14 protein-coding genes are annotated in these 11,348 nt (G+C 59.1%); 3 read left to right on the forward strand and 11 right to left on the reverse strand.

The window, feature by feature from the left end; all coding sequences use genetic code 11:
- Nucleotides 1-110 precede the first annotated feature (110 nt).
- Together dnaG and rpsU are read right to left on the reverse strand one after the other, a co-directional pair.
- On the reverse strand, nucleotides 111-1,937 hold the full coding sequence (dnaG, locus tag ACTH3D_RS02280; protein ID WP_441664822.1) for a DNA primase: 1,827 nt from the start codon (nucleotides 1,935-1,937) through the stop codon (nucleotides 111-113).
- 138 nt (nucleotides 1,938-2,075) lie between these two features.
- Nucleotides 2,076-2,291 carry a 30S ribosomal protein S21 gene (gene rpsU, locus ACTH3D_RS02285; RefSeq protein WP_013333229.1) on the reverse strand — a complete coding sequence of 72 codons (216 nt, stop codon included), beginning with the start codon at nucleotides 2,289-2,291 and terminating at the stop codon, nucleotides 2,076-2,078.
- A 282-nt stretch (nucleotides 2,292-2,573) separates the two neighbouring features.
- Between rpsU and tsaD the strand changes: the two genes are divergently transcribed.
- Nucleotides 2,574-3,617, forward strand: a complete 1,044-nt coding sequence (gene tsaD / locus ACTH3D_RS02290; RefSeq protein WP_441664824.1) for a tRNA (adenosine(37)-N6)-threonylcarbamoyltransferase complex transferase subunit TsaD — start codon at nucleotides 2,574-2,576, stop codon at nucleotides 3,615-3,617.
- A 5-nt stretch (nucleotides 3,618-3,622) separates the two neighbouring features.
- Here the strand turns inward: tsaD and plsY are convergent, their stop codons facing one another.
- Nucleotides 3,623-4,177: a glycerol-3-phosphate 1-O-acyltransferase PlsY gene (gene plsY / locus ACTH3D_RS02295; protein ID WP_441664848.1), complete on the reverse strand. Its 555-nt coding sequence runs from the start codon at nucleotides 4,175-4,177 to the stop codon at nucleotides 3,623-3,625.
- Nucleotides 4,178-4,344: 167 nt separating this feature from the next.
- Between plsY and folB the strand changes: the two genes are divergently transcribed.
- Together folB and folK are read left to right on the forward strand one after the other, a co-directional pair.
- Entirely contained in the window at nucleotides 4,345-4,710 is a 366-nt protein-coding gene (gene folB, locus ACTH3D_RS02300; RefSeq protein ID WP_441664826.1) for a dihydroneopterin aldolase, read from the forward strand.
- On the forward strand, nucleotides 4,710-5,264 hold the full coding sequence (gene folK / locus ACTH3D_RS02305; protein ID WP_441664828.1) for a 2-amino-4-hydroxy-6-hydroxymethyldihydropteridine diphosphokinase: 555 nt from the start codon (nucleotides 4,710-4,712) through the stop codon (nucleotides 5,262-5,264). The genes folB and folK overlap by 1 nt, the downstream gene beginning before the upstream one ends.
- Before the next feature lie 27 nt (nucleotides 5,265-5,291).
- On the opposite strand, the gene ACTH3D_RS02310 is transcribed toward folK, so the two are convergent.
- The 8 genes from ACTH3D_RS02310 to lptD all read right to left on the reverse strand — a co-directional run.
- On the reverse strand, nucleotides 5,292-6,482 hold the full coding sequence (locus tag ACTH3D_RS02310; RefSeq protein ID WP_441664830.1) for a polynucleotide adenylyltransferase: 1,191 nt from the start codon (nucleotides 6,480-6,482) through the stop codon (nucleotides 5,292-5,294).
- A gap of 4 nt (nucleotides 6,483-6,486) precedes the next feature.
- A complete protein-coding gene (gene glpE / locus ACTH3D_RS02315; RefSeq protein ID WP_441664832.1) occupies nucleotides 6,487-6,819 on the reverse strand; it encodes a thiosulfate sulfurtransferase GlpE in 333 nt (110 codons plus the stop codon).
- 16 nt (nucleotides 6,820-6,835) lie between these two features.
- The gene (locus ACTH3D_RS02320) at nucleotides 6,836-7,657 is read right to left on the reverse strand and encodes a symmetrical bis(5'-nucleosyl)-tetraphosphatase (protein ID WP_441664834.1); all 822 of its coding nucleotides are present in this window, start codon (nucleotides 7,655-7,657) and stop codon (nucleotides 6,836-6,838) included.
- Between the two features lie 11 nt (nucleotides 7,658-7,668).
- Complete coding sequence (apaG, locus tag ACTH3D_RS02325; RefSeq protein WP_441664836.1) at nucleotides 7,669-8,055, reverse strand: Co2+/Mg2+ efflux protein ApaG; 387 nt, start codon at nucleotides 8,053-8,055, stop codon at nucleotides 7,669-7,671.
- Entirely contained in the window at nucleotides 8,052-8,891 is an 840-nt protein-coding gene (gene rsmA, locus ACTH3D_RS02330) for a 16S rRNA (adenine(1518)-N(6)/adenine(1519)-N(6))-dimethyltransferase RsmA (protein ID WP_441664838.1), read from the reverse strand. Before rsmA ends, apaG begins: the two co-directional genes overlap by 4 nt.
- On the reverse strand, nucleotides 8,888-9,961 hold the full coding sequence (gene pdxA, locus ACTH3D_RS02335; RefSeq protein ID WP_441664840.1) for a 4-hydroxythreonine-4-phosphate dehydrogenase PdxA: 1,074 nt from the start codon (nucleotides 9,959-9,961) through the stop codon (nucleotides 8,888-8,890). The genes rsmA and pdxA overlap by 4 nt, the downstream gene beginning before the upstream one ends.
- Nucleotides 9,958-10,596 carry a SurA N-terminal domain-containing protein gene (locus ACTH3D_RS02340; RefSeq protein ID WP_441664842.1) on the reverse strand — a complete coding sequence of 213 codons (639 nt, stop codon included), beginning with the start codon at nucleotides 10,594-10,596 and terminating at the stop codon, nucleotides 9,958-9,960. The genes pdxA and ACTH3D_RS02340 overlap by 4 nt, the downstream gene beginning before the upstream one ends.
- Nucleotides 10,597-10,635: 39 nt before the next feature.
- A partial coding sequence (lptD, locus tag ACTH3D_RS02345) for an LPS assembly protein LptD (RefSeq protein ID WP_441664844.1) occupies nucleotides 10,636-11,348 on the reverse strand: 713 nt, incomplete at its 5' end.

The raw sequence follows: 11,348 nt of genomic DNA on the forward strand, positions 1-11,348 counted from the left end.
CACACCCAGCCAGATATGTTAGTTTGTCAGGTTGCGCCTACTGGCACTTGTTATCGATATATGCTGCCATTCCTGCCAATTTCAACCCCCAAGCGGCCAGCTACTGCAAATCATTTTTTCAGCTCAGTGAGTAACAGCATCAAACGCTGACGCTCATCTTTGCTTAACGACTCACCGCTACGCGCACGCTCAAGCAGGCTGTCGTACTCCTCGCGGGGCGAACGCTTCCGCTGGTGGCGCTGAAAATAGGCGACCCAGTTATCCAGCTCTGTTCCGCGAAGAACGGCCGGCACCAAAGGCGCCTGACTGGCCAATGCAGCCAACCGCTCACCCTCGGGCGTACCAAGAAAGTGCGCTAACAACACCTGTGGACTGCGATAGCGCCCTGCCTTAAGCAGCTTCACTACCTCACGGCACAAGCCGGCATCCGGATCGTCCTGATCACACCAGTCATCGCTCTCCGGAAGCCGCTCCACAAGGCCGGGCTCATGCACCAACAACTGTAGCGTCCGACCCATCTGATCGAGCACCAGCCTCCCAGACCGGGAAACACTTTCAGCGGCCCCTGACTGACCTTTGTGCTGCGAGGTAGCGTAGTTCACACTGCCAGTGGCTGCCGCGATCTTTTCAGCGCCCTTTTCCAGCAGCAACTGAAACCTGGAGACATTGATACCAGTACGTCGTGACAGCTCCGTCAGCAGGATTGACTTGAGCACCCCTTCCGGAAGACGGTCTATCGCCCCAAGCACCTGAGTTGTATAACGCTCACGCTCCTCAAGATGCCCCAGGTCCCGGCCCTGGGCCGCCTGCTCAAACAGAAATTCGGACAGCGGGCTAGCACACTCAATGCGCTCTTCAAAAGCCGTCGCACCCTCGCTACGCACCAGAGTGTCCGGGTCCTCGCCCTCAGGCAGAAACAGAAAGCGCGCTTGGCGTCCGTCGATCATCAGCGGCAACACCGTGTCCATCGCCTTGACCGCTGCCTGACGCCCCGCTCTGTCACCGTCAAAACAGAACACCACATCAGGCACTAACCGGAACAGCCGCTGCAGATGGTCTTCGGTCGTGGCGGTTCCCAGGGTGGCAACCACATTGCGGATCCCGAACTGAGCCAACGCCAGCACATCCATATAGCCTTCAACAATCAGCAGCCGGTCGAGACGCCCCAAGGCTTGACGCGCTTCATAAAGGCCATACAGTTCACGCCCCTTGTGAAAAACAGGTGTTTCCGGCGAATTCAGATACTTGGGCTTGGCATCGCCCATCACCCGACCACCAAACCCCAAAGTGCGGCCACGCAGGTCACGAATCGGAAATACCACACGGTCGCGAAAACGGTCATAAGTGCGCCCACTGTCTTCGTGCTGAACCAGCAGGCCGTATTCCACCTGAGTGGCGTCCGCAATACCACGTTCAGCGAGATGACGCTTGAGGCCGTCCCAGCTATCAGGTGCATAGCCCACACCGAACAGCTGCTGTACTTCAACAGACAGGCCGCGCTCTTCCAGATAACTCCGCGCCTGACCCGATTCCGGCATTTTCAACCGTTCTCGAAAAAAGCTACCCGCCAGCTCAAGTAGATTGACTGCCTCCTTGCGCTGGCGCTCGCGGGCCTGAGCGCGTGGGTCATCAGCACCTTCACGCGGCACCTCAAGCCCCAGCCGCGACGCCAGGTGCTCCACCGCTTCAGGAAAGCGCATCCTGTCGTATTCCATCAGAAAACGCAGGGCGTTGCCGTTTGCTCCGCAGCCAAAGCAGTGGTAGAACTGTTTGTCGCCACTCACGGTGAACGACGGCGACTTTTCCTGATGGAATGGGCACAGGCCGGAATGATTGCGCCCGGTCTTTTTCAGGGTGACACGCTCACCCACCAGCTCGACGACATCCACGCGAGCGAGAAGGTCATCAATAAAGCGCTGAGGAATCTGGCCGGCCATTCAGTCAATCCGGTGGCTTACTGGTGGAGACCTGTCCACGAGCCGTATACAGGCCCAAAAAACAAACGGTCGCCTGATGGCGACCGCTTGGCGTCCCTCCGTGGTGGTCTGCATATCACAGACCCACCCACATACGGATCAATAAAGCCGTTCGAAACGCTTACGTTCACGCTGGAGTTTCTTGGCGTGACGCTTGACGGCAGCTGCCGCTTTACGCTTGCGCTCAGCCGTGGGCTTTTCATACTGCTCACGACGACGTACTTCAGACAGCACACCTGCTTTCTCACAGGAACGCTTGAAGCGACGCAGCGCGACGTCGAACGGTTCATTATCACGTACTTTTACAGAAGGCATTAAGCACTCACCTACCTTGGAAAACTTGAGTTCGGTTTGAACGCACGCCTTCCTTTGCGGTAATCGAAAGCGCTTGCGAGCAGTGTTTGCTACCACTGACACAAGGCGACGGTACCGCGGGCGTACGACCCAGTCTTGCAGAGCAGCGTATTCTAATCGTGCGGGGCCATAGGTGCAAACCGTTTTTACAGGTATTCTTGCATAAGCGCATCGCCACATCACTGCCGTCGGCAAGCTAAAACGTTTAGAATACGGGCTTTCTTCTTTGCCGAGCCACTGATCATGCGCGTACTTGGAATCGAAACCTCCTGCGACGAAACCGGCGTTGCCTTATTCGACACCGAGCGCGGCCTGGTGGCCGATGCCCTGCACAGCCAAGTCGCCATGCATGCCGAGTATGGCGGCGTAGTCCCTGAGCTGGCTTCCCGCGACCATACCCGCCGGCTGCTGCCACTGATTGAAGACGTACTCAACGACGCCGGAATAACCCGCCACGAGCTGGATGCCATCGCCTATACCGCCGGCCCCGGCCTGGTCGGCGCCCTGATGGTCGGTGCCAGCACTGCCCATGGCATGGCCCGGGCACTGGATATTCCGGTACTCGGCGTCCACCACATGGAAGGCCACCTGCTGGCACCGATGCTGGAAGAGGATGCACCGGCCTTTCCCTTTGTGGCGCTACTGGTGTCAGGGGGCCATACCCAGCTGGTGCGCGTTGACGGCATCGGGCGCTATCAGCTGCTTGGCGAATCAGTGGACGACGCCGCTGGCGAAGCTTTCGACAAGACGGCTAAGATGCTTGGGCTCGACTACCCCGGCGGCCCACTGGTTGCAGCTCTGGCCGAGCGCGGTGACCCTGCGCGCTGGCGCTTCCCTCGCCCGATGACTGACCGCCCGGGCATGGACTTCAGTTTTTCCGGCCTAAAAACCCACACCCTGACCGCCATTCGCAAGCTGGAGGCCAACAACGCCCTGGATGAGCAGGCCCGCGCTGATATCGCCCGCGCCTTTGAGGATGCCGTAGTCGATACCCTGGCCATCAAGTGTCGCCGCGCGCTGGACGTCACCGGGCTGAAGCGCCTAGTAGTGGCGGGCGGCGTCAGCGCCAACCGGCGCCTGCGCGAACGTCTTGAGCGAGAAACCGAGAAGCGCGGCGCTAGGGCCTACTATCCCCGGGGACGCTTCTGCACCGACAACGGCGCCATGATTGCCTATGCTGGCGCCCAGCGGCTGCTTGCCGGCGAGCGCGACCAGATCGGCATCATGCAGGCGGTGCCCCGCTGGCCCATGGAACAGCTGGAGCCACCTACTGGGGCACCTCTTTAGCCAGACTAGATTCTGGGCTCCTCCCCCCGGGCTACACGGCGGATATTGATGGCATGACGGGCCAGCACCAGCAGTGCGAATACCACTATTACACCGGTATAGTCTGGCGCCAGCCATAGGCTTGCCAGCGGCGCCATACCTGCGCTTACCAGCGAGGCCACCGCCGCAGTGCGAACCCGCCAGACCAGCAGCGCCCAGACCAGCGCACACAGCAGTGCCACTCCAGGCACCAGCAGCAACATGACCCCAAAAGCACTGGCCACTGCCTTTCCGCCACAAAAATGATTCCACTTGGGATAACAGTGACCAAGCAGCACGCTGATCCCTATCAGGCCCAGCCCCCAGGGTGGCAACTCCAGTGCTAAGCCAACCGCCAGCACCGGCCAACTCTTGAAGGCATCGACCAACAAGGTAGCCAATGCCAAGCGCCTGCCATGCAGTCGCAGCACGTTGGAAGCACCAGGGTTGCATGAACCACTGTAACGGGGATCCTGCTTACCAGCCAGCCGGCACACGGTCACCGAACCAAGCCAGGTGCCGCTCACATACCCCAGCACCATCAACGGCACTAGCCAATAGAAAGGGTGGTCCACACGAGACCCTCAAACAGTTGATCCGGCTCAGTGTGCCATTGCTCGTTGTTGGACAACAGCCAGCCTGCTTCTACGGGCTGGCTGACGTACAATCACGCCTTTGATTTTTCATCAGCAAAGTCAGGGGAAAAGCAATGGATCGGGTATTGATCGAAGCACTCGATGTCGACACCGTGATCGGCGTTTATGACTGGGAGCGCACCATCACTCAGACACTTAGCCTGGACCTGCAACTGGCCACCGACATCCGCCCCGCCGCTGAAAGCGACGACCTGTCCAGAACACTAGACTACGCTGCCATTAGCCAGCGCATTGGCACCTTTGCCAAGGAGCACGACTTCGCACTGGTGGAAACCTTCGCCGAACGGCTAGCCGCCATGCTGCAGGACGAGTTCAAAATTGCCTGGCTGCAGCTGACGGTGCGCAAGCCTGGCGCCGTTGCCAATGCCCGGGCGGTAGGCGTGACTATCGAACGCGGAAAGCGCCAGGCGAATTACTGATGACGCTGGTCATACTGAGCATCGGCAGCAATGTTCAACCCAGGCAAAACATCGCGGCCTGTCTAGACGCACTGCTGCAGACATTTGGGGACATGTCAGTGTCGCGGCTCTATGAAAGCCAGCCCGTCGGGCTACGCCATGGCGAGACCAGTGCCAATTTCTACAATCTGGTAGTGGCTTTGACGTCCGACTGGCCGGTTGGACAGCTGCAGGCGCACTTCAAGGCGCTGGAGAAAAAGCAGGGGCGACAGCAAGACTCACACAGCAAACAGGATAAACAGACATCCATTGTGCAGCCGCTGGACTTGGATCTGCTGAGCGTCGGGCAACTCGTCGGCTGCCATGACGGTGTTGAGCTGCCACGCAAGGATATCCTGCATCACGCCTTTGTGCTCCGGCCACTGGCTGAACTCTTGCCAGCACAGCGCCACCCGTTGACCCAGCGGCGCTATGCCGAGCTATGGCAAGACTTTAATGCCGCAACACAGCCGCTGTGGCCGGTGGCATTTGCATGGCGATTCGAGCTGCCTCATTTTTCAGCAACGCTTTGCTGAAAAGACGAACCTCAGCTGAAACGCGCATCAGCCAGACTCGCCAAGCGCCGCTGCCAGCGCCTTCAGCCTGCGACGGCAAAGCTCCTGGCCCAACTCGCCGCCTTTGAAGCCCTCTTCAACGAGCGCTTTGGCCTTCACCGCACTGGCGGCCTGCCAGCCTGTTTCTATCTGGGCTGCCAGTCTCGGCGAGTCCAGCGATACGATTGCAACTAGCGGCTCGACCCGCTCACTGCGCCGCCAGGCATCGATAGCGCCCAACCAGCTCATGATCGCCTCGGCTGTTTGCGCATTGTCGAGGCAACAGGCTCTCTGCGTCAGCTCTCGGGTCTCGGCAAGCAACTCACCGACCTGGCGATAGGTATTAGGCAGTTTCAGGCGCTCAGCCAGCGTGCTGCGCTCGGCAGCACCAAGCGCCTCAACCAGCCGCCCCCAGCACCAAACAGCTATATCATCCAGGCACTCAGGCAGCTGCTGGAGACGCTCCAGCGCCTGAGCCAGCGGGCTTTGCAACTCATTTAACGACTTATCCCTACTCTCAGATATCAGCTCAGGCATCAGCACAGCCAGAGCACCACACTCTTCAAGCGTACGAAAATACACGCCAGGGGTTGGCTCAGCGAGTGCTTTCTCGGTCTCCACCCAGACCCGCTCGGAGACCAGATGACCCAGTTCACCGCTGGTGGAGAGCTGAGTCATCAGTGTCATGGTGTCTGGGGCAATGGTAAAACCGAGCATCGCATAGCGGGCCAGAAAACGAGCCGTGCGCAATACACGCAGCGGGTCTTCAACAAAAGCCTGGGACACATGACGCAAGAGCCGCATCTCAAGGTCGGCTTGCCCGCCAAAGGGGTCAACCAACTGGCCGTCAGCAGATTCGGCCATAGCGTTGATGGTCAGGTCGCGACGAGCAAGATCTTCCTCAAGGGTAACGTCAGGACTCGCATGCACGATAAAGCCAGTATAGCCGTGGCCAGACTTACGCTCGGTGCGCGCCAGGGCGAATTCCTCCTGGCTCTGCGGATGCAGAAACACCGGAAAATCTCGGCCCACGGCACGAAAACCTCTGCGCTGCATGTCGCCCTCAGTGGCACCGACTACCACCCAGTCGGTGTCCTTGACCGACCAACCAAGCAGGGCGTCGCGGACGGCTCCACCCACGCGATACACTTGCAGGCCGTCGCAAGGGTCATCACCGTTAATCGCATCAGGAAGCGCCATACCGTCAGACAGTCTCCACCCGGGTCGGGAAGCGCAACTGCCATTCGCTGTAACCACCATCCAGGCTATACACCTCGGCAAATCCCTGGGCTACCAGCCATGCCGCTGCCTGCATGCTGGAATGGCCGTGATAACAGACCACCACCATGGGATGCTCTGTGGACGCCTGCTGTATGAATGCCGCTACGCTGTCGTTGTCCAGGTGCCGGCTACCCGGTATGTGGCCGTTTGAAAAGCTGCCGGGATCACGAATATCCACCAGTGTCACAGGTGCGGCCTCATCGAGCCAACACTCAAGCGTCCCGGTATCCAAGTGCTGAAAAGTGGGTGTTATCATGAGCTCAATCTTTTGATCAGTTGTTGATGGCAGACCTGCCGGCAGGCACGCTGATGCGCTCGCCGGTATCGAGATTCAGGCCGGTCAGGCTACCCCCCCAGACACAGCCGGTGTCCAATGCCTCGGCGCGCACACGGCTACCTGGTGTAGTACCCGCAAGCGCTGCCCAGTGACCAAACAGGATACGGATGTCATCGTGACGCGGGTACTGGAACCAGGGAAGAAAGCCCGATGGCGCGCTATCCAGGCCCTGCTTGGCGGCAAAGTCCAGTCGGCCCGCCGCATCAATAAAGCGCATACGGGTAAAGGCGTTAACGATCATTCGCTGACGGTCAACGCCTTCCAGCAACTCGTCCCAGCGGTCGGGATTATTGCCATACATCTGGGCAAGAAACTCGCCGGCGGATTCACTGACGAGCACGGCGTGAACTTCATCAGCCAGCGCCACGGCCCGGGCCTGAGTCCAGCCCGGCAGCAAACCGGCATGACACATCAGTGCCTCCCCTTGGCACACCACCAGAGGCTGACTTTGCAGCCAGTCAAGTATCGCCTCGCGGTCAACAGCCTCAAGAACCCCCTGCAGGGTGTCATGGGGCTTGAGACTTCCTGTGCCGCGAGCAACGGCCAGCAGGTGCAGGTCATGATTACCCAGCACGGTTCTGACACTGCTGCCTAGCGCCATCACCTCACGCAAACACTCAAGGGATGCCGGCCCACGATTGACAAGATCTCCCGCCAGCCACAGCTGGTCACGGCCAGGCCGGAAGGACAGTCGCTCCAACAGCTCGACAAATTCAGCATGGCAGCCCTGAAGATCCCCGACAGCATAGGTCGTCATGACAGCCTCTATTAATGCACCTGGTTAGGTGCTGCCAAACGAAACGCTGAAACAGCCACTTCAAAAGGCCGCTGGGTCGCTGTGTCTACACAGGTGAAAGAGCCTTCCATCACTCCCACCGGGCCGTCGATTATCGCCCGACTGGTGTAGCTGAAGGCCTGACCAGGGGCTATCATCGGTTGCTGGCCGACCACCCCTTTGCCCCGCACCTCATGGACCTCGCCGCTGGACTGGGTGATTTTCCAGTGCCTAGCTAGCAGCTGCATGTTCTGCCCGGAGTGGTTATGCACATTGATGGTGTATTTGAAGACAAAGCGCGATTCATCCACATCGGACTCCTCGCTACAGAAGTCAGGCACCACCTGCACTTCAACCTGGTCGGCACATGCACGGCTCATGTATTCTGCTCCTCACCGTCGGGGGCATAACCGTCACCGCGATCGACAATATAGTCGGCGATGCGCACAAACTCTTCCACGCTCAGTGTCTGGGGGCGGCGCACGGGGTCAATATCCAGCACCGCAAAAGCCGCATCATCCAGTCGCGACTTGAGGTTGTTACGCAGGGTCTTGCGACGCTGGGCAAAAGCCTCGCGAACAACCGAGAACAGCAGCGTTTCGTCTTTGGCCTGATACGGCAAGGTGGCGTGTGGTGTAAGCCGCACCACAGCAGAAACCACCTTAGGTTGCGGCACAAAGGCTTCCGGCGGAACGCTGAACAGTGATTCAACACTACAGTAATATTGCGCCAGCACTGAAAGCCGGCCTCGCTGGGAGTCATTTTCAGACGCAGCAAGCCGTTCCACCACTTCCTGCTGCAGCATAAAATGCATGTCTGCAACGGCATCGCCAGCGCCCAATAAATGGGTAATCAATGGCGTGGAAATATTGTAAGGCAGATTGCCGACTACTCGGAGTGGCGCACCTTCTCCACACAACTCACGAAAATCGACCTTCAACGCATCGCCTTCATGAATGACGAAGCCGGGGTGGTTAAAAAACTGCACCCGAAGGCCTGGAATCAGGTCGCGATCAAGCTCGATGACTTCCAGATGGCCTTGCGTTGCCTCGATCAAGGGCTCAGTCAAAGCCCCCTGCCCCGGGCCAATTTCCACCAGACGCTCGCCGGGGCGTGGCCCAATGGAGCGAACGATGGCCGAAATGATCCCACGGTCACGCAGGAAGTTCTGACCAAAGCGTTTGCGGGCGCGGTGTAACACAGGCCGGGAAGTCATTCGGAAGTCCTTTGTTCGTACTCTGCCATGTCAGCAGCCAGATTCACTGCCACACGTAAACTGGCCGGATCGGCAGTGCCTGTGCCGGCAATGTTCAGGGCAGTGCCGTGATCCACCGACGTCCGCACCAGCGGCAATCCCAGGGTGATATTGGCGGCGCGGCCGAATCCGGCGTACTTGAGCACCGCCAACCCCTGGTCGTGATACATGGCAAGCACAGCATCAATCCCAGCAAGATGTGGCGGGGTAAACAGCGTATCGGCCGGCAAGGGGCCATCGAGAATATAGCCACGTTGGCGCAACCGATGGAGAGTTGGCGAAATAATATCGCGCTCCTCAGTGCCCAGGTGCCCGTCCTCCCCGGCATGGGGATTCAGGCCACAGACCGCAATGCGCGGCGCTTTCAGGCCAAACCACCGTGTCAGGTCAGCGGCCAGCAGCTCGATGATCTGCTCAAGACGCGACGGCACGATGGCGTCAGCCACATCACGCAGCGGCAAATGCGTAGTCACCAGCGCGACCCGTAGTGCAGCACTTCCCTTCCAGCCTGGAGCACTGGCATGCAAGGCCTGGTCCGTCGCCAGCAGCATGACTACCTCATCAACGCCACAGGCGTCGCGCAGATACTCTGTGTGGCCGGTAAAGGCGTGATGTCCCGCGTCACGAATCACACCCTTATGCAGCGGCGCAGTCACCATGCCTTGGGCAGCGCCGCTCTGGCAGGCTTTCACAGCCAGATCCAGCGTTCTGAGCACATAGTCAGCATTGGCGGTATTCAGCACCCCGGGCCTAGACGGCTCAGCCAGCGTCACTGGCCATACCGGCAGCCGACCCGGTCTGGCCTGGGGAACCTCATCATCAAGACCAATCTCAACAATCTCCAGAGGCGACGACTGGAAGTCACCCAGCAGCGCTGCGCGCTGAGCCAGAAGCTCAGGATCCCCAATGGCGACCACACGATGACCGGTATTTGCTCTACCAGCCAGCATAGCGGCAAGCTCTGGGCCAATGCCGGCCGGCTCACCGGTTGTCAGGGCCAGTATCGGGCCTTGAGTCGGGCTTTGGGTCACGAATTGAACCCGAGACGCTCATCCACAAAGGCTTCGGCGCGGATTTCCTGCAGCCAGGTTTCCATCTCGCCATTCACCTTGCGCTGAAACAACTCCTGGCGGGCCTGTTCACGGCTGATGGCATTACCCTGCTGCTCAATGAAACGATCCACCTCACGCTCAGAAAGATTGACCCGACCAGCCACCTCGCGCTGCTGGAGCTCACGCATCAGCATTTCACGTCGCACCTGCTCACGCACCACCTCCAGCGACATGCCATCGGCCTCCAGGCGATCGGCAAACTGCTCCAGACTTAGTCCGTTACCCTCGGCAACCGCGCGTAGTTGGCGGTTCAGCTCGGTAGGGTCCACGCTGAGATTGGCCTCCTGAGCGCGCTGCAGCTGGATTTCTTCAAGAATCATGCGGTCTACTACCTGCTCACTCAGCACCTGCGCAGGTGGCTCTTCAAGGCCCCGGGCCTGGAGCTGCATTCTTGTCTGCTCAATACGGTCATTCAACTCAGAGACCATCACCGCCCCTTCATTGACCACCACAGCAATACGATCCAGCGGCTCGCGCTGCTGCGCCTGCGCACTTAAAGCACTCAGCCCCAGGCACAGCGCCAAGCCCAGCGCCATGATACGTTGACTCACCATATGTCTCTTCCCTCTGTTCATGATTGGTAGCTCTGTGGCTTATTCAAGTTCTGCGCCACGATACCCTGGTATCGCGCTGCTAAAGTACGTATCGGCTGCACCGCCCACGCCACCCAGCCCCTTAAAGACGAAGCGCAGGAAAACTCCCCGGTCGGTTGTATCATCTCTGAGGGTATTGGCCGTATTGTTGTCGTCTATCCACTCCCGCCACACCAACTGGAGGCCATAACAGCAGTCATTCCACTGCACACCGGCCATTTGCTCTAGTGCCCGATCATTGGTGTTGTCGTAAATCACCCGCCCGATAACGTCAAGCTGCGGCAGCGCTTTCACGGCAAACGACATGTCATACTCTTCGCGGTTATAGCTCAATCGGTCATCTTCGTCAGCGAAGGGGTTGAAGCCTTCAGCCTCCCAGCGATACCCGAAGTTAAGCACGTGGCCCGCATCTGCGCGGTATTGAATACCCAAGGTTGCCCGATCAGTCCGGCGCTGATGATCGTCATATAACCATTCCCAGTAGCTGCGCCACTGGTCGGTTACCTGCCAGTCCAGCCGCGTCACCAGAGGCGAGCGCTTGCGCGTACTCTGGTAAAATTGCTGAGGATTGCGCGGCAGCGTATCCGGATCACCCTCCATACCTATATGGCGATCTTCGAAGTACAGCGCTTGCCCAACACCCAGCGAAAGACGCTGACGCCCGCTGTCGTCCTCAAGAAAGCGGCTGCCAAGCCCCCAGGATACGCGATTTA

It is taken from the genome of Halomonas sp., from assembly GCF_052095765.1.
Lineage (GTDB): Bacteria > Pseudomonadota > Gammaproteobacteria > Pseudomonadales > Halomonadaceae > Halomonas.